Consider the following 16,561-nt stretch of genomic DNA (forward strand, 5'->3'; position numbering starts at 1 on the left):
TTTCCCCTACCCCCGGACCAGCTCGCGCACGGCCCGGGCCACCGCCTCCGCCGACGGCTTGTAGAAGGCCTCCTGCGGCGGAGTGAAGGGCACCGGGATGTCCGGGGCCGCGATGCGGCGCGGCGGGGCCTTCAGTTCGCCGTGGCAGGCCTCGGCCACCGTGGCCACGAGTTCCGCGCCGAAGCCGCAGAAACGCGTGGCGTCGTGCAGGGCCAGGAACCGGCCGGTCCGGCGCACCGAATCCAGCACCGTGGCCGTGTCCAGGGGCAGCAGGCTGCGCAGGTCGACGACCTCCAGGGACACCCCCTCCTCGGCCAGCGTCTCGGCGGCCTTGAGCGCCACGTGCACCGCCCCGCCATAGGTCGCCAGGGTGGCGTCCGCGCCCAGCCGGGCGATATGCGCCTTGCCCAGGGGCACGCGCTGGTCGCCCTCGGGAACCTCGGCGTGGATGCTCCAGTAGAGCGGCATCTCCTCGATCACCACCACGGGGTCGGGGTCGAAGATGGCCGAGAGGAGCAGGCCCTTGGCGTCGGCCGGGTTGGAGGGATAGGCGACCTTCAGCCCCGGAACGTGGGCCAGCCAGGCCTCCAGGTGGTGCGAGTGCTGGCAGCCCGCCGAGAACGCGCCGGACTTGACCCGCACGGTGAGCGGGAAGCTCGACAGCCCGCCGCTCAGGTAGCGCAGCTTGGCCGCGTGGTTCACGATCATGTCCGAGGCCAGGGTGATGAAGGGGAAGAACATCACCTCCACCACGGGCTTGAGCCCCATGCAGCTCGCGCCCACGGCCAGACCCGCGATGGCGGCCTCGCTCACGGGCGTGTCGCGCACCCGCCGGGGGCCGAAGCGCTCCAGGAGTCCGAAGGTCGGCAGATGCGGGTTGACGTGGATGGAGGTGCCGATGCCCTCGCCCGCCAGAAACACGCCCTCGTCCATCTCCAGGGCCAGGCCCAGGGCCTCGGCCACGGCCTGTCCCATGCTCTTCACGGTCATGTCTCAGACCTCCCGCGCGATGGGGTTGACGTACACGTGCTCCAGGGCCTCCTCGGGCGGCGGATAGGGGCTCGCGTCCGCGAAGGCCACGGCCGCGTCCACGACCGCCGCCGCCCGGCTCCGCAGACCGTCCATCTCGGCCGCCGACGCCACGAACCCGCCGCGGAGCAGAACCTCGGCGTACCGGCCGATGGGGTCGCGCGCGGCCCAGGCGGCCAGCTCGGCCTTGTCCACGTAGTGCTGCGGGTCGTGCTCCCCGTGGCCGTGCATCCGGTAGGTCCGGCATTCCAACAGCGCCGGGCCCTCGCCCGCGCGGCGGCCCTCCAGGAGGTCCAGCGCGGCCTCATGCACGGCCTCCACGTCGTTGCCGTCGACCACCTCGCCCGTCATGCCGTAGGACGCGGCGCGATCCGCGATCCGGCCGATGGGGCAGTGTTCCTTGTGGGCCTGGGCCCCGGCCCAGCAGTTGGATTCGCAGACGAAGAGCACGGGCAGTTTCCAGACCCCGGCCAGATTCATAGCCTCGTGCACGCTGCCCTCGGCGGCCGCGCCGTCGCCGAAGAAGACGCAGGTGGCGGCGCGTTCGTTCCGGTAGCGCTGGGCGAAGGCCGCGCCCACGGCCAGCGGCGGCGCGGCCCCGACCACGGTGGAGGTCATGAGCACGTTGCGCGAGGGGTCGGCCAGGTGCAGGGTGCCGGACTTGCCCCGGTTGAGGCCGTCGCGCTTGCCCATGATCTCGGCCATGAGCGCGTTCGGGTCCACGCCCCGGGCCAGCAGGTGGCCGTGGCTGCGGTGGTTGGTGACGATGACGTCCTCGGGCGTCAGGGCCCGCACCACCCCGGCGGCGACGGCCTCCTGGCCGTGGCAGGTGATCTGCATTCCGGGCAGGCGGCCCTGCTCGTGGGCCAGTTTGGCGACGCGGTCCTCGAAGGCCCGGATGAGAAGCATGTCGGCGAGCAAGGCGAGGCGCTGGTCGCGGTCGAACGGGGGTCGTTGCATGGAGCCTCCTTGGGTGAGACGTTCCATTCCGCGAATGAGGGGGAAAGACGGCCCGACTATGGGCATTTTTCAGCGGAATTGTCCAGGAAAAGGGCGTCAAGAGGCGATTTCCGCTCCCCGGCATCCTCTTCCTCCGCTTGCGCCCCGGCCGCGCCTGGTCTAGCTTCGTATGGAAGTGCCCGGGCCCGGCCACGGCCGCCCGGCGAGAGGAGGCCACCATGCCCAGCCGACGCGATTTCCTGCGCGCCGCCGCCGCGCTGGCCGCAGCCCAGCTCCTGCCCCTCGTCCCGGCCCTGGCCCAGGTTCCGCCCAAGCATCCGGGCCAGGCCCCGGGCTTCTTCCGCCTCCAGGTGGGCGACGTCGAGGTCACGGCCCTCTACGACGGGGCCGGGCTGATCCGGCCGGAGATCCTCCACGGCGCGCCCCCGGATCGTTTGGCCGCCCTCATGGAGGACGCGGGCCTGGACCCCAAGGTCGGGGAGCCCACCGCCATCAACGCCTTTCTCCTGAACACCGGCCGCAACCTCATTCTGGTGGACGCGGGCGGGGGAACCGCCCTGGGCCCCCGGGCCGGGCTGCTGCCCGCCAACCTCCGCGCCTCGGGCTACGAGCCGGGGCAGGTGGACACCGTGCTCCTGACGCACCTCCACCCGGACCACGTCCTGGGCCTGACCGGTTCGGACGGCATGCCGCTCTTCCCCAACGCCGTGGCGCGGCCCGCGACGGCCGAAGCCGACTACTGGCTGAGCGACGAGCGGCTCGCCTCGGCCCCGGAACAGCGCAAGCGCTCCCTCCTGGCCCTGCGGGCGCTGGCCGAGGCCTATTCCGGGCTGGGCAAGTGGAAGCCCTTCGGCCCCGGCGAGATCCCGGCCGAGGGCCTGACGGCCGAGCCCCTGCCCGGCCACACCCCGGGCCATTGCGGCTTCCGGGCCCGCTCCCAGGGCCAGGGCCTGCTCCTCTTCGGCGACGTGATCCACAGCACGGCCGTGCAGTTCGCCCTGCCCGAGGCGACCATCGACTACGACACGGACCAGGCCAAGGCCAAGGCCGCGCGGCTGCCGCTCCTGGCGCGGCTGGCCCGGGAGTCCACGCTGGTCGCCGGGGCTCACCTGCCCTTCCCGGGCCTCGGCCGGGTGCGGGCCCGGGGCGCGGGCTACGCCTGGCTGCCCACTCCCTATTCCGCCCAGCGCGCCTAGGCCCGACTTCGCCGCCGACTTCGTCGGTTCATAGAAAGGCAGGGGAGGGGTGGCGAGAATTCATGCGGCGGGTGCGTCGCTACTGGTTCTCCCCTGGCTCATCAAAAGCCCAATCATCAGGGTTCAACTTTTTTATGCGCGGGCCAAAAACTTTAGTAAAGATTTCAAGATATTTTTTCATCCAAGACATGAGCTGCGGCCAATTTTCAGCGAGGAATGGGTCGCAGCCCTGCTTGAATATAACAATGCGACACGCTTTTTTACCAGGAAGATCTTGCCACTCAAGCCGTTCCCCTATCTCTCTTTCTATTTCCTCTTTCTGCTCATGCAGCAAATTGAAGAATGGCAACGCCTGTTCCGAGTTGATATAGAGTTCGACTCCAGCCCTTTTCGCATTCATATTCAAAGTCGCGCCAAGCAGGAACCCAGACCTGCCGATACTGAAATTCATCCAGTGCTGGGGATATGGTCTCTGTGGGCGAACATATGATTTTGATTGCAAAATATAATCATGAAACTTTATCCAGTACTCATATTGCTTGCTCTTTATTTCAGTAAGATTTCCCTTCGATATCGCAGATGCCGCGCTGGAGACTGAATTTGTCCAGTCATTTGGCTTTGCTATAATATTAAACTTTGGCGCTGCAATAGAATCAGCAATACGCCATAGCTCTATCTCAAGACCAAAAAACTCGAATTTATCATCAGTAATCTGATTAAGCCAATCGAGCGTGGCTCTGTGCTCATCCGTAAACTCCTTCGCCAGCCAAACGATCGTAACGGCATCCAGACCAGCGGCATATGTGAGCAACTGCCCAAGGTGTTTATGATCCGTTGGCTCCAACTGGTTTTCAATCAGAACCCAATGTCCCGTTGCCGTATCCTTGCACAATATATCAGCGCGGAACGGTCCGACATTTTTTTCCGTCGCCTCCAATTCCAAATCAACCCCAATCGTTTCGCCGAGAAGTTTCAGGTTTTCCTCTCGAGCCAACCATGGAGTGAAATCTCCAGCCTCCGAGCCCCAGACATCTCGCACTTCAACCCGTTCAAGCCGTCCAAGCTTCACGTCGCTCATCATCTGCGCCTCCGAGTCCCAACAATACCGCGCCTGGGCATCTTCTCTAAAAGGACAATCCGCCTTGCCGAGTCTCTTTTTCATGCCATGGCTCCAATTGATAGAAAGGTCGACCCGGCTGAGTCAACAGGAAAAGAGGGCGCAAGCGAAACGACAGCGGAAGGATAGCATGTCGTCTCGTCGTCAACCTTCCCCCGCCCAGCGCGGCTGACCGTCCGACTTCGTCGGTTCATAGAAAGGCGGCCGGCTTCGCCGGGTTATAGAAAGGCGGGAGAGGGTCGTCCCACCCCTCGCCCCCCTTGCTTTTGCGCCCGAACTGGCGCAAAACACGTTTAGATTATAAGCTAAAAATACCGACAATATTTTTCTAGAAAAATCTAAATAAGACATTATTTCATTGAATTATGAGCGACAAAATGAACGACAAAAATACCGACAAATCCAGCGACGGGAATCCCGTCGTCAAGGTCCAGACCTTCAAGTCGGGCAAGGTTTCCTTCACCCGCGTCTTCGACCGCGAGGCCATCAGCAACAATTACATCCTGTTCGAAGCCCTGCTCCTGTCCCTGTCCCAGATGCCCATCCTGCCCGCGCTGGCGTCCAGGCTGGACGCCGAACTCGTCCGCCGGGCCATCTTCGGCACCGCGGCCATCGAGGGCAACCCGCTCTCCGAGGAACGCGTGGCCGAGATCATCGAGGAGCCGAGCCTGAACGGCCTGCGCGAACGCGCCGAGCAGGAGATCGTGAACCTCAAGGAGGCCTACCGGCTCCACGCCGTTCCCGGCCCGGCCAAGGACCGGGAGACCCTGGCCGTGAGCGAGGCCTTCATCCGCGAGATCAACGCCCTGGTGACGCGCGGCGTGGGCGGCGAGTTCCACGCCCCGGGCCAGTACCGCGACCACCCGGTGGAGGTGGGCGACCTGGGACACGGCGGGGTCTACAAGCCGCCCAAGATCCGCGCGGACATCGAGACCCTCATGGCGGCCTTCGTGGACTGGCTCAACTCCGAGGAGGTCCGCAAGGAGTGGCCGCCGGTGCGCGCGGCCCTGGCCCACTACCACCTGGCCCTGATCCATCCCTTCGGAGACGGCAACGGCCGCACCGCCCGGCTCCTGGAGGTGGCCATCATGGCCCGGGCCGGATACCGCTACGTGCCCACCATGCTCTCCAACTACTACTACCGGAACATCGACGCCTATTACGTCGCCTTCCGGGAGTGCGAACGGAGCCGGGAGCACGACCTGACGCCCTTCCTGCGCTTCTTCTCCGAGGGGCTGCGGGAATGCGTGCTCGACCTCCAGACCACCATCAACACCCACATCCGGCTCCTGGCCCTGGGCGACCACTACCGCACCCTGCGCCAAAAGAAGGTCCTGGGCCAGCGCCAGCACGACCTGCTCATGATCCTGCTCCAGACCCCGGACAAGGTGCTCCAGCCCCCGGCCCTGCGCTCGGACCCCCTGCTGGCCCCGCTCTACCGCAAGACCAGCGAGGCCACCCCGCGCCGCGACCTCAAGCGCCTCCAGGAGCTGCGCCTGCTCGTCCCGGCCGATGGCGGAGGCCTGCGCCTGAATCAGTTCACCGGCTTCGCCGCCGACTTCGTCGGTTCATAGAAAGGCGGCCAGCTTCGCCGGGTTATAGAAAGGCGGGGGAGGGCCGCCCCCCCCCACCCCCTGCCCCTCCTTTCTCGGTTCGCCCCCTCCGCCGAAAGTCCGTCAAGCTGCAATCGCCTGCATTTCCTATGCGGATTCATGTCGTTTCTCTGCCGGGCCCGAAACAGCGGGTATGCTCGTCGGGATTCCCGGGGATGGTCTCCGGGAACGAAGCGCCAGGGGGAAGAACCCATGAGCGACGTGTATTCCTGTCGACTGAGGCGCGGTCCGGACGGCCGCATCGCGGAGAAAATCGAAACCGTCCAGGGCCGTGACCGGCGCTGGGCCTACTCCTACGACGCGCGGGGACGGCTCACCGAAGCCCGCCTGGACCAGCGGCTGATCTGCCAGTGCTGCTACGACCGGGACGGCCGCAGGCAGCGGGACTACTTCCCGGCCTCCCACGGCTTCTCCACCCGCGACTACCGCTACACCCCGGACGACCGGCTCCTGGCGGCCGGAAACAACGGCTACGTCCACGACGCCAACGGGTTCCGGTCCATCTGGAACTCCGAGGGCCGATACACGCTCTACGCCTACGCCCCGGACTACCGGCTGCTCCGGGTGGAGAAGCCGGACGACGGCGTCGTGTTCGAGTTCGCCCATGACGGGGACGGCCGCCGCGCGGTCAAGTTCCGCGACGGCCGCCCGGTGGAGGCCTACCGCTGGCTCGACTTCCTGCGCCTGGCCGGGTTCCGCGACGTCGGCTGCTGGTACGAGTTCGCCTACGCCAGGGGCGAGCGCACCCCCTTGGCCATGCGCCGGGACGACGGCGCGGTTTTCCGGCTCCATTGCGACCAAATCGGCTCGCTGCGCGTGGTTGCGGACAGTGACGGTCATGTCCTAAAGGAAGTCCTGTACGATCCGTTCGGCGGGATCATCGAGGACTCCGCCCCGGACCTGCGCATCCCCATCGGCTTCGCGGGCGGGCTGCACGACCGCGACCTGGGCTTCGTCCGGTTCGGCTGGCGGGACTACGACACCTTCACCGGCCGCTGGACCGCGCCCGACCCGCTGGGCGACGCGGGCGGCGACCCGGACTGGTACGGCTACTGCCTCGACGACCCGGTGAACGGGGTGGACCCGTTGGGGCTGTTCCAGTTCGGCAAAAGGCCTCTAAATGGCGTTCCGAATTTCCTGAGCTCGCTCACGCAAGCGTTTGATATGTTTGATGCGAACAATACCGAGTTGATGCACGAACACGGCTTCTACGAGGATGGAAGCGGAAAGAATGTTGGCTTTGGTGAGAGCGGGATAATGGATAAGGAAGACATCAGCAGATACAAATTGGAAGATAGACACTTTGACGATGCTCGTATGCAGCGAGCGCAACAGAGTCTCGATCCTGGACCATACAAGTTGAAATCGGATGATGACGGTCCCTCAAACAACTGTCAGGACTATGCCGACAACCTGCGGGAGCGATACCGCTTCCTTCGGGATGCGGAACGGCATTAATGAATGTAACCAGCCGAGGGGCAAGCGCCCCTCGGCGAAAAGGCGATGCGATGCGGTATGTTGCAACAGCAATACTCTTTCTTCTTCTGGCTGGCGGCATCTATTTTTACAACACAAACTGGTTTCAATCCACGTCCAAGGACGACTTCTATGATGACATCTGCCATGTGCCATTTGACGTGACCAAGAAAGGAGAAAAAATTGCAATCCCGCTGAAATATAAATACAATACGTGTTACAGCATAGCCATTTCCGTTCCAGATAAAAATGTCTTCCATAACCACATCGTCGGACCAGGAGTCTTGAATTACCGCTTCATTTCTAATGGCCGAGTTCTTGCCGAAGGGTGTACACCAGACCACAACAAATACCGCATTTCATTCTACCAGGATATTTCATCCATACACATTTTGGTGTTTAACCTCCCCTTTCCCGGAGCAGGCGACGACCTGACTCTGGAGCTTGACGTCCTGGAACCAATGGCATTCCTGAATCCATATATCGGAAACATCTATTGCAGAATCAAGCCAGCTTACAGCACAAAATTCAGTCTGTGTTACGACAAGGGACTCATGATCCCACAACAGGCCGCCGGAAACTGAGGATTTGATTTTCAGATGCGCCCGACCCCCTGGGCGACGCGGGCGGCGACCCGGACTGGTACGGCTACTGCCTCGACGACCCGGTGAACGGGGTGGACCCGTTGGGGCTGGAAGGCGGCTTCTGGGACGGGCTCAAAAAGATCGGAGCCGGATTCGGCAAGCTCTGGGACACCGCCCCGGCCGGTATCGGCGAGGCCATGTCCAAGGGCGCGGACGGAGCGGGAGAGGCGATCGGCAAGACCGTTGACGCCTTCAAGACGAACGAGGACTTGCAAAAGTATACCGCCATCACCCTGGCCGCGGGCGCGCTGCCGATCGCGGCCGCCGGCGCGGCCGAAGTCGCCCCGGCGGTCATGACCACGGCCATGCGGCATCCCGACAAGGTGGCCGCTGCAACGGACTTTGTTTCCGGCTTCTTTGATCCCAACCCTCCCCCGCTCACCAAAGGTGGACTGGCGGGATACAGTATCAAAAAAGCGCAAGAAAAACTCGAAGAAGAATGGAGGGCGAGACCGTGAAGAGAATCAAGCTATGGGAAGCATACATGGCGGTCTTCTTTTTCCTGTATGGACTCGCGGGCGTGATCACAGGTGAATTGCACAACCGGGGCGTGCCCGTGCTCTGTCCCCGCGCCTTCGGCGCGGCGCTCATGGTCCTTGGCGTCGCCATACCCGTCATGGCCTGGTTCCTCCGCTCGCCCTCGCGCAAGCGGAAAGACGAGGAAAAATGAGGACCACGCCCGGGGGACATTCTCCTTGGGGGCCTTCCGCCCGCAACGGGAATCACGGGGATGGGCGGAAAAGAGCTGAATCGCTCCGGCGGCCCGATTCCTTTCCCCAAGGCGTCCAGCGCCACGGCCTGATGTTCGACATGGCCTGACCGTGGTTCCCAGGCTCCTCCGCTCCCGCGAGAACGGATGGAAGTGATGCAATGAATGCCCCGGAGACGCCGATCTCCGGGGCATTCTCACGTTCTCGGCGTTTTACACGGAAAATGAAACGCGATAGGCTGCCGCGACACGTGACAACGTGAATTTTCAACTCATCATTCCGCAAAGGATGCGCAATGAAATATATCGCCGCATTTCTCATCGTGCACGGCCCGAAACGTTTTTAAACGGCCAGGACGATCCCCGGCGGAAGGAGCGAATGAATGGCGGACTGGAATGACTTCGCGGCGCTGCTGGCCGACAATCTCGCTCGCGTCGAGGCCGAAACACGCGGGCGCGTCCCCGTGGACATCGAACGGGCCTTCGCCCTGTGGGCCCAATGGACCGTCGCCGTCCGGTCCAACGGCGGCACGACCTACTTCGCGGGCAACGGGGCCAGCGCGTCCATGGCCTGTCATTTCTCCGCCGACCTGGCGAAAAACGCCCGGGTCCGCACCCAGGTCTTCACCGACCCCTCGCTGCTCACCGCCATCGGCAACGACCTCTGTTACGCCGACGTCTTCGCCGAACCCCTGAGATGGTACGGTCGGGAAAGCGACCTGCTCATCACCGTGAGCAGCTCCGGCAACTCGCCCAACGTGGTCCGCGCCCTGGAAGTCGCCCGGGAGAAGGGCCTGCGCTCCGTGGCCCTGTGCGCCATGGGTCCAGACAACGCCAGCCGCGACCTGGCCGACCTGTGCTTCTTCGTTCCCGCCGCCACCTACGGCCAGGCGGAAACCGCCCACAGCGCGATCCTGCACCACTGGATGGACATCATGGAGTCTCTGCCCAGGTAGAAGTCGAGCGACTCACGGAGCCTTCCTCGCCGCCCGGCCGCGCGTCATGTCCGCCCGCCCCGGAGAGCCCCGGCGGCCAGTTCGAAGGCCCGGCGCACGACCTCCTCCGGCTCGGGAGCCGGATCGGACGCGCCCAGCGCCGCATGGGCCGGGAGGAACAGGCCGCGCCCGGCGCCGGAGACCGGACGGACCAGCCCGGGGTCCGCGCCCAGCACCGCCGCCCCCAGCCGGGCGGCCTCGAAATAACTCATGTCGCGCGCGGCGGAGAGATGGAACCGTCCCGGCGTCCGCGCCCGGGCCAATCCCAACATGGTCCGGGCGGCATCGATCTCGCTCACCGGGGCCATGACCATGTCGCTGAAGGCCTCCACCGTCCGCCCGGCCAGCAGGTCGCCGACCCAGCGACGGATGAGCCCGTTTCCGGCGTCGAGCACCTTGGATATCCGCAATACGGCGGCGCTCCGGGGCGAGTCTCCCAGGATCGCGGCCTCGGCCTCGGCCTTGAGCCCGCCGTAGACGGTCACGGGATTCGTCGGGGCGTCCGGCCCGGGCAGAGACGCGGAGCCGTCGAAGACCTGGCTGGTGGAGGGAAAGACCACGAAGAAACCGCGCGCGGCCAGCATCCGGGCCAGCTCCCGGGGGGCCTCCAGGTTGAGCCGCCGGGCCCGCGCCGGGTCGGCCTCGCAGGCCGCCGTATCCGTCAGCGCGGCGAGGATCAGGGCCGCGCCGCCCGGCCCGGCGTCCGGCAGACGCCAGGAGTCGGGCGGCGTTTCCAGGTTCACGTAGTACGGGCCGGAGTCCTCGCGACTGGTGGCCGTCAGGCCGTCCTCCCCGGCCGCCGCGGCGATGACCGCATGGCCCAGGCAGCCTTCGGCCCCCACGAGCAGCGTCACGCGGCCCCGCCCCATCACTTCGGCCCCACGCACAGACCGATGAGGTAATGAGCCATGGGGTAGAACCCGGTATGCACCACCTCGTCGTTCATGCTGAACAGGAACACGTTGTGGAAGAAGTCCTGCAGAAGCGCCCTGAAGGGCTTGTGGCTCATGCAGTTCACGTGCCCTTCCTTGCTGGCGGGCGAGGCGTAGGCCTGGCTCTCCAGGCTCGGCGTGCCGACGATGAGCACACCCTGGGGGGTCAGGCTCCCGGCCAGGTTGCCCATGAAAGTCCGCGCGTGGCGGGCCTCGATGTGCTCGATGACGTCCATGGTGTAGGCCGCGTCGAACTTGCCGTCCGGCGCGTCGGAAACCACAGGGCCGGTGAGGATGTCGTGCTCGCGGCACTCCGCCTCCCACTTGCCCGCGCAAAGCCTGCGGGCGTCCTCGATGAACACCGGGTCGAAGTCCGCGCAGACCAGGCCGCCCACCTCGGCCCGCACGATACGGGAACCGAAGGCGTCGGCGCAGCCGAGCTCCAGCACCCGGTTCTTGCCCGCGAGCATCTTGGCCACGAACTTGTAGCGCGACAGCAGGAACACCAGGCGCTTGGGATCATGCCGCCAGACCTGGTTGCTCATCAGGCCGAACCGCTCCAGCCCCTCGGTCTCGGCGCTCTCCACGTATCCTCGATATTGCGGCTCACGGGTCGCCTTGGTCATGCGTCCACCTACATTTTGATGAGCACCCGGCCCGCCTGGCCGGTGCGCACCGTGTCCAGGGCCTTGTTGATGTCCTCGAGCGCGAACTCGTGGGTCACGAGCCCGTCCAGGCTCACCCGGCCCAGCTTGACCAGGTTGATCATGCGCGGGATGTCCAGCGCGGGCAGGCAGGAGCCGCCCTCGGAGCCCTTGAGCACCTTCTTGAAGTGCAGCGGCAGGGTGTAGATGTTCACCTTGTCGCCCTTGGTGGGCACGCCCACCAGGATGGTCCGGCCGTCGGCGTGGGTCAGCTCGTAGCACAGCTCGATGATCCGCGCGTTGCCCGTGGTGTCGATGACCACGTCGGCCCCGGCCTCGCCCACGATCTTTTTGATCTCGGCGGCGATGTCGGTCACGTTCCTGGAGTTGAAGGCGTGGGTGGCGCCGAACTTCTTCGCCATCTCGGCCTTCTCGTCGGAGAGGTCCACGCCGATGACCGGGTTGCCGCCCACCAGGGCCGCCAGCTGGACGATGTTCAGGCCCACGCCGCCCACGCCGAAGACGACCACGCTCTGGCCGATCTTCACCTGGGCGTCGTTGTTGACGACGCCCATGGCGGTGGTCACGGCGCAGCCCAGAAGCGGCACCAGGCGCGGATCGAAGTCCTCGGCCACCGGGGTCATGCGGTTCTCGCTGATGACCGCGTGGCGGTTGAAGGTGGTCACCCAGCCCGCGTTCACCACCTTGCCGTCCCAGTCGTACTTAGGCGGCTCGCACTGCAGGCCCGTTCCCGGACGCCAATGCAGGCACACGCGCTGGCCGGGCTTGACCGTCTTCACTCCCGGGCCGATCTCCAGCACCTCGGCCACGGCCTCGTGGCCCAGCAGGTGGGGCAGGAACTTGTCCGGACCCTTGGCGCCCGCGATCTCGTTGAGCTGCGCGCCGCAGATGCCGGAGTACAGGATCTTCACCAGCACCTGGCCGAAGGACAGGGCCTCCGGCAGGCCGATCTCGGCCACGACCAGGGGCTTCTTCTGCTCCACCAGGATGGCGGCGGTGGTCTTCTTCACTTGCATGATAGACTCCTTCGCGCTGCTATTCGAAGTAGATGAACTCGTAGTCGCCGGTGTAGCCGAAGTGGCGGTACAGCCAGATCCACTCCGCCGTGTCGAAGAAGCTCTCGCAGGTCAGCGCCCAGCACTGCACGTTGAACAGCTCCTGCTCGTTGCGGTAGCTCTCGAGCATCACGTAGCCCTGCTTGCCCACGCGCTCGATCTCGGCCAGGGCGGTCTTCAGCTCGAAGATGCGCAGATTGTGCAGGGTGGCCAGGGAGATGACCAGGTCGAAGGACTTGTCGCCGAAGGGGTAGGCGTCCTGGGCCCGGTAGCGGAACAGGGTGGCCTTCTCCTTCACCTCGTCGGTGTTGGAGGCCAGGCCGTGCTCGGAGATGTCGAAGGCCGTGATCTCCAGGCCCGGTTCGAGGAGCAGCATCTCGTGCAGCAGGAAGCCCTTGCCGCAGCCCACGTCGAGCACGCGGGAACCGGCCTTCAGGCCGTAGGTCTCGATCATGGCCTTGGCCACGGGGGCCCAGCGGCCGGGCATGTAGCGGTAGCCGCCGTAGCCGAAACGGCGGTCGCCGTCCCAGTAGTCGAACTCGTATTCCTTGGCCTTGAGCATGCACGTCACCTTGTCGTCGACCATGCGGCCGATGTAGTCGCGCTTGGTGGCCTTGTGCAGCGGGGTCACGAAATTGCGAAGCTGTCCCATGTGTTCCTCCGAAGTTTGCTGAAGAATAATGTTTCCGCGTCAGGCCAACAGACCCTTCACGGCCTCCGTCACGGCCTTCTGGTCGATGCCGAAACGGCTCATGAGCTGGTTCTGGGTGCCGTACTTGTCGGGAAAGATGTCCGGGATGCCCAGGCGCTTGAAGCGCGGCTGCCGCGCGAAGGGCGTCTCGGCCAGCAGTTCGGCCGCGGCGCCGCCCAGGCCGCCCACGACCGTGTGCTCCTCCACGCTGACCACGGCGCGCACCCCGCGGGCCATGTCCAGGAAGAGTTCCGCGTCGAAGGGCTTCACCGTGTGCATGTGCAGGATGGAGCAGGAGATCCCCTCCCCGGCCAGCTCGTCGGCGGCGGCCTTGGCCGGGCCCAGGGTCACGCCGGTGCAGAGGATGAGCGCGTCGGTTCCCCGGCGGATCTCCATGCCCTTGCCGAGCACGAAGGGGATGGCCGGGTCGGAGACGATGGGGTCGTAGCCCTTGGCCAGCCGGATGTAGAGCGGCCCCGGCCAGTCCACGGTCTGGGGCATCATGCGCTCCATCTCCTCGGCGTCGGCCACGGCCACGATGGCCATGTTCGGCAGGGCCCGGAAGATGGCGATGTCCTCGATGGCCAGGTGCGTGGAGCCCAGCGGGGCGTACACCAGGCCGCCGCCGTTGCCGATGAGCCGCACGTTGGCCTTGTGCAGGCAGAGGTCCAGCGCCACCTGCTCGAAGCAGCGCCGGGTCAGGAAGGTGGCGATGGTGTTCACGTAGACGATGCGCCCGTCGAAGGCCAGCCCGGCGGCCATGCCGATGGCGTGGGCCTCGTTGATGCCCTCCATGATGAAACGCTCGGGCAACTCCTCGCGGAATTTCTTCAGCGTGCCGAAGCCCAGGTCAGAGCCCATGAAGACGATGCGCTCGTCCTTGCGGGCCAGCTCATGGACCATGTTGAGACACTTGCCGCGCATCCTAGGCGCCCTCCTTCAGAGGGAAGGCCGCGCGCAGCCCGGCCATGTCCTCGTCGGTGAATTTGCTCTTGTGGTGCCAGGTGAGGTTGTTCTCCGAGGGAACGTAGCCCTTGCCCTTCACCGTGTGGCAGATGACGCAGGTGGGCCTGCCGGGCTCCAGGGGCTTCTTGAAGGCCTCGCGCAGGGCGCGGAGATCGTGGCCGTCCACCTCGGTCACGGCGAAGCCGAAGGCCCGCCACTTGTCGGCCAGGGGCTCCAGGTTCTGCACCTCGAAAGTGGTGTCGTAGGACTGCTGCTTGTTGTAGTCCACGATGGCCCAGAGGTTGTCGAGCCCGCGGTTGCCGGCGGAGAGCGCCGCCTCCCACACGCTGCCCTCGTTGATCTCGCCGTCGCCCATGGCCACGTAGACGCGGCTGTCGCGCTTGTCCATGCGGGCGCTCACGGCCATGCCCACACCGATGGACAGGCCGTGCCCCAGGGCCCCGGTGCTGGCCTCCACCCCGGGCACCTTGCCCGCCTCCGGGTGGCCGCCCAGGATGCCGTCGTAGGCGCAGAAGCGGCACAGCTCGTCGGCCGGGAAGAAGCCCTTGTCGGCCAGGACCACGTACAGCGCCAGACATCCGTGGCCCTTGCTCAGGATGAAGCGATCGCGCTTGGGATCCCTGGGATTCCTCGGGTCGATGCGCAGGATGTCGTCATAGAGCACCCGCACGATCTCGATGAGCGAGAAGGTGCTGCCCACGTGCCCGCGCCGGGAATGTTCGAAAATCTCCACCACGTCCCGGCGCAGCTTCCTGCCCCGGTCGTCCAGGGGCGTCAGCCCGCCGGGCTGGGTCTCAACGCATACCATCTGTCGCATCAAATATCCTCGCTTGCTCCAACATCAGCCGGGCCTTGGACAGCTGCGCCCCGCGCCGGGCCGGATCGTCGTCCGCGCAGGCCGAGCCCGCCGCGAAGCGCCGACGGGCGTCCGCGCCGCGCAGAAACTCGTTCAACAGGATGAGGCACCACTTGATTCCGTAGAGGGGATACACCGCGCCCGCGCGGTCCCGCAAGCCGGAATCCTCCCGGCCGAAACGCTCCAGGAACCCCGAGGCGAAACGCCGCCGCAACTCCTTGGGCAGGTTCATGGCCGGGTGCAGCGCGAAGTCGCAGAGGGTCTTGGCCGGGTCGTCCCAGCCGAAGTATTCGAAATCCACGAAACGCAGGCCCGCCGGGCCGCGCAGGGCGTTGTGCAGGCCGAAGTCCGAGGGCGAAAGCGTGCGCAGCTCCCGGGGCAGCTCACGCGACGGGTCGCCCAGGAGGTCTTCCGCCCGGGCGAGGCTCTCCGCCATGAAGGGCGCCAGCGCACCGGAGAGATATTCCGCGAGTTCGCGGCCCAGACAGGCGTCCTCCGGCACGGCCTGGAGCGCGGTCAGCCGCTTCCGCAGGTTGGCGGCCAGGGCGGCCAGGGAGAAACAGGCTTCGGAGGCGGCCGGGATCTCCGCCGCCTTCGCCTCCGGCAGCTCACGCGCCAGACGGCGCAGGCCGCACAGGAACTCCAGACAGGCGTCCATGTCGGCCCCGGTGGCGGGCGTCAGACTGGCCTGCACGCCGTCAAGAAAGGTGTACAGGGCCATGCCCCGGGAGGCGTCCCGGGCCACGGGCCGGGCCACGAAGGGGGCCAGATCCGGCCGCCCGGACAAGAGCGAGAGCGCGCGCCACTCCGCGCCCAGACGGTCGCGGGGGTCGTCCTTGTGCTGGTGGTAGTGTTTGCCCGCATACTCCCGGCCGGAAACCGCGCGCACCCGGTAGACCCGGGAGTTGCGGCCGCCGTAGATGCGTTCGCGGGCGGCCAGGGGCTCGCCCGCCAGGGCCCCGAAGTCCGGCGGAACCGCGCCCTCGAGTTCCGCCAGCAGGGCGTCGGCGATCTCGTCCCAGGAGCCCAGGCGGCGCACTCCCTCCTGGGCCGCCGCGTCGCCCGCCGGGTCGTAGAGGATGCGCGTGACGCCCCGGGGAAACGAGGGCTCCGCGAAGGTCTCCTCCAGGTCGTCGACGAAATGCGTGCAGCCGAGCGCCGCGATGCGCGCCACCTTGGCCTCGCGCGTGGGCTCGAAGAACACCCGGCCGGGCTCCAGCCCGGCGCCCGGGGCGAAGAAGCCCTGGGCCTCGAGGAACGCCAGCGCGGCCCGGTGGAAGTCCGCGCCGTCGGAGTAGTTGTTGGCCACGCGGGTCTTGTGGCTCACGACGTACAGGGTGAACGCCGCGCCCGCCGCGCGCAGGGCCGAGACGCGGGCGAGGAAGCGGTCCACGCCGGGCATGAGCCGGGCGCGGGGCATGTGCGTGCCGTAGACCAGGGCCTGGAGCCTGCGCCACTCCTGTTCGCCCTGGTCGCCCTTGGCGCGCAGGCGGTCGCGCAGGGCCCGTTTGCCGAGCCCCGGCGAACCCGGCGACATCGGAGGGAGATAGCCCTCCGACACCGCCAGCTCGCAGAGCAGCTCGTCGTAGCCGACGAGCGTGTTGTCCAGGTCCAGCCCGATGACCGGGCTTCCACCGATCTCGGAAGCGGGACGCAT

At 66.1% G+C, this 16,561-nt stretch carries 17 protein-coding genes; 7 read left to right on the top strand and 10 right to left on the bottom strand.

Annotated elements, in window-relative coordinates; all coding sequences use genetic code 11:
• Positions 1-6 precede the first annotated feature (6 nt).
• Together H587_RS0114860 and H587_RS0114865 are read right to left on the bottom strand one after the other, a co-directional pair.
• Entirely contained in the window at positions 7-990 is a 984-nt protein-coding gene (locus H587_RS0114860; RefSeq protein ID WP_027176905.1) for an alpha-ketoacid dehydrogenase subunit beta, read from the bottom strand.
• Positions 991-993: 3 nt separating this feature from the next.
• Positions 994-1,989, bottom strand: a complete 996-nt coding sequence (locus H587_RS0114865; protein ID WP_027176906.1) for a thiamine pyrophosphate-dependent dehydrogenase E1 component subunit alpha — start codon at positions 1,987-1,989, stop codon at positions 994-996.
• Between the two features lie 218 nt (positions 1,990-2,207).
• Between H587_RS0114865 and H587_RS0114870 the strand changes: the two genes are divergently transcribed.
• Positions 2,208-3,185 carry an MBL fold metallo-hydrolase gene (locus H587_RS0114870; protein ID WP_027176907.1) on the top strand — a complete coding sequence of 326 codons (978 nt, stop codon included), beginning with the start codon at positions 2,208-2,210 and terminating at the stop codon, positions 3,183-3,185.
• Between the two features lie 79 nt (positions 3,186-3,264).
• Here H587_RS0114870 and H587_RS0114875 read toward each other — a convergent pair whose 3' ends face one another.
• Entirely contained in the window at positions 3,265-4,347 is a 1,083-nt protein-coding gene (locus H587_RS0114875) for a DUF4268 domain-containing protein (protein WP_245560896.1), read from the bottom strand.
• A gap of 332 nt (positions 4,348-4,679) precedes the next feature.
• Between H587_RS0114875 and H587_RS19045 the strand changes: the two genes are divergently transcribed.
• From H587_RS19045 to H587_RS0114900, 6 genes are all read left to right on the top strand, one after another.
• Positions 4,680-5,876 (top strand): Fic family protein, encoded by a 1,197-nt coding sequence (locus tag H587_RS19045; RefSeq protein WP_051202962.1) that lies wholly within the window; start codon positions 4,680-4,682, stop codon positions 5,874-5,876.
• A 231-nt stretch (positions 5,877-6,107) separates the two neighbouring features.
• Positions 6,108-7,373 carry an RHS repeat domain-containing protein gene (locus tag H587_RS0114885; RefSeq protein WP_027176909.1) on the top strand — a complete coding sequence of 422 codons (1,266 nt, stop codon included), beginning with the start codon at positions 6,108-6,110 and terminating at the stop codon, positions 7,371-7,373.
• Complete coding sequence (locus H587_RS20375) at positions 7,373-7,975, top strand: hypothetical protein (RefSeq protein WP_245560897.1); 603 nt, start codon at positions 7,373-7,375, stop codon at positions 7,973-7,975. Before H587_RS0114885 ends, H587_RS20375 begins: the two co-directional genes overlap by 1 nt.
• 83 nt (positions 7,976-8,058) lie before the next feature.
• Entirely contained in the window at positions 8,059-8,493 is a 435-nt protein-coding gene (locus H587_RS0114890) for a hypothetical protein (RefSeq protein WP_156904585.1), read from the top strand.
• Positions 8,494-8,519: 26 nt separating this feature from the next.
• A complete protein-coding gene (locus tag H587_RS0114895) occupies positions 8,520-8,705 on the top strand; it encodes a hypothetical protein (protein WP_156904586.1) in 186 nt (61 codons plus the stop codon).
• Between the two features lie 422 nt (positions 8,706-9,127).
• Positions 9,128-9,700 carry an SIS domain-containing protein gene (locus tag H587_RS0114900; RefSeq protein ID WP_027176912.1) on the top strand — a complete coding sequence of 191 codons (573 nt, stop codon included), beginning with the start codon at positions 9,128-9,130 and terminating at the stop codon, positions 9,698-9,700.
• Positions 9,701-9,744: 44 nt separating this feature from the next.
• Here H587_RS0114900 and H587_RS0114905 read toward each other — a convergent pair whose 3' ends face one another.
• From H587_RS0114905 to H587_RS19930, 7 genes are read right to left on the bottom strand one after another with little or no spacing between them, the layout of a single operon-like run.
• A complete protein-coding gene (locus tag H587_RS0114905; RefSeq protein ID WP_169432796.1) occupies positions 9,745-10,593 on the bottom strand; it encodes an SDR family oxidoreductase in 849 nt (282 codons plus the stop codon).
• Between the two features lie 14 nt (positions 10,594-10,607).
• Positions 10,608-11,297: a class I SAM-dependent methyltransferase gene (locus H587_RS0114910; protein ID WP_027176914.1), complete on the bottom strand. Its 690-nt coding sequence runs from the start codon at positions 11,295-11,297 to the stop codon at positions 10,608-10,610.
• An 8-nt stretch (positions 11,298-11,305) separates the two neighbouring features.
• The gene (locus tag H587_RS0114915; RefSeq protein WP_027176915.1) at positions 11,306-12,352 is read right to left on the bottom strand and encodes a zinc-binding dehydrogenase; all 1,047 of its coding nucleotides are present in this window, start codon (positions 12,350-12,352) and stop codon (positions 11,306-11,308) included.
• A gap of 19 nt (positions 12,353-12,371) precedes the next feature.
• Positions 12,372-13,043 carry a class I SAM-dependent methyltransferase gene (locus tag H587_RS0114920; RefSeq protein WP_027176916.1) on the bottom strand — a complete coding sequence of 224 codons (672 nt, stop codon included), beginning with the start codon at positions 13,041-13,043 and terminating at the stop codon, positions 12,372-12,374.
• Between the two features lie 39 nt (positions 13,044-13,082).
• Positions 13,083-14,006 carry a transketolase family protein gene (locus H587_RS0114925; RefSeq protein ID WP_027176917.1) on the bottom strand — a complete coding sequence of 308 codons (924 nt, stop codon included), beginning with the start codon at positions 14,004-14,006 and terminating at the stop codon, positions 13,083-13,085.
• A gap of 1 nt (position 14,007) precedes the next feature.
• Positions 14,008-14,865 (bottom strand): transketolase, encoded by an 858-nt coding sequence (locus tag H587_RS0114930; RefSeq protein ID WP_084630867.1) that lies wholly within the window; start codon positions 14,863-14,865, stop codon positions 14,008-14,010.
• Positions 14,843-16,561, bottom strand: a complete 1,719-nt coding sequence (locus tag H587_RS19930; RefSeq protein WP_051202967.1) for an aminoglycoside phosphotransferase family protein — start codon at positions 16,559-16,561, stop codon at positions 14,843-14,845. Before H587_RS19930 ends, H587_RS0114930 begins: the two co-directional genes overlap by 23 nt.

This window comes from Desulfovibrio aminophilus DSM 12254, from assembly GCF_000422565.1.
In the GTDB taxonomy this organism is placed as follows: Bacteria; Desulfobacterota; Desulfovibrionia; order Desulfovibrionales; family Desulfovibrionaceae; genus Aminidesulfovibrio; species Aminidesulfovibrio aminophilus.

Excerpts from the sequence above, each read along its gene's own strand:
- H587_RS0114860 (WP_027176905.1), bottom strand. The coding sequence starts at position 990 with ATGACCGTGAAGAGCATGGGACAGGCCGTGGCCGAGGCCCTGGGCCTG.
- H587_RS0114865 (WP_027176906.1), bottom strand. The coding sequence starts at position 1,989 with ATGCAACGACCCCCGTTCGACCGCGACCAGCGCCTCGCCTTGCTCGCC.
- H587_RS0114870 (WP_027176907.1), top strand. The coding sequence starts at position 2,208 with ATGCCCAGCCGACGCGATTTCCTGCGCGCCGCCGCCGCGCTGGCCGCA.
- H587_RS0114875 (WP_245560896.1), bottom strand. The coding sequence starts at position 4,347 with ATGAAAAAGAGACTCGGCAAGGCGGATTGTCCTTTTAGAGAAGATGCC.
- H587_RS19045 (WP_051202962.1), top strand. The coding sequence starts at position 4,680 with ATGAACGACAAAAATACCGACAAATCCAGCGACGGGAATCCCGTCGTC.
- H587_RS0114885 (WP_027176909.1), top strand. The coding sequence starts at position 6,108 with ATGAGCGACGTGTATTCCTGTCGACTGAGGCGCGGTCCGGACGGCCGC.
- H587_RS20375 (WP_245560897.1), top strand. The coding sequence starts at position 7,373 with ATGAATGTAACCAGCCGAGGGGCAAGCGCCCCTCGGCGAAAAGGCGAT.
- H587_RS0114895 (WP_156904586.1), top strand. The coding sequence starts at position 8,520 with ATGGCGGTCTTCTTTTTCCTGTATGGACTCGCGGGCGTGATCACAGGT.
- H587_RS0114900 (WP_027176912.1), top strand. The coding sequence starts at position 9,128 with ATGGCGGACTGGAATGACTTCGCGGCGCTGCTGGCCGACAATCTCGCT.
- H587_RS0114910 (WP_027176914.1), bottom strand. The coding sequence starts at position 11,297 with ATGACCAAGGCGACCCGTGAGCCGCAATATCGAGGATACGTGGAGAGC.
- H587_RS0114915 (WP_027176915.1), bottom strand. The coding sequence starts at position 12,352 with ATGCAAGTGAAGAAGACCACCGCCGCCATCCTGGTGGAGCAGAAGAAG.
- H587_RS0114920 (WP_027176916.1), bottom strand. The coding sequence starts at position 13,043 with ATGGGACAGCTTCGCAATTTCGTGACCCCGCTGCACAAGGCCACCAAG.
- H587_RS0114925 (WP_027176917.1), bottom strand. The coding sequence starts at position 14,006 with ATGCGCGGCAAGTGTCTCAACATGGTCCATGAGCTGGCCCGCAAGGAC.
- H587_RS0114930 (WP_084630867.1), bottom strand. The coding sequence starts at position 14,865 with ATGCGACAGATGGTATGCGTTGAGACCCAGCCCGGCGGGCTGACGCCC.
- H587_RS19930 (WP_051202967.1), bottom strand. The coding sequence starts at position 16,561 with ATGCGTCCCGCTTCCGAGATCGGTGGAAGCCCGGTCATCGGGCTGGAC.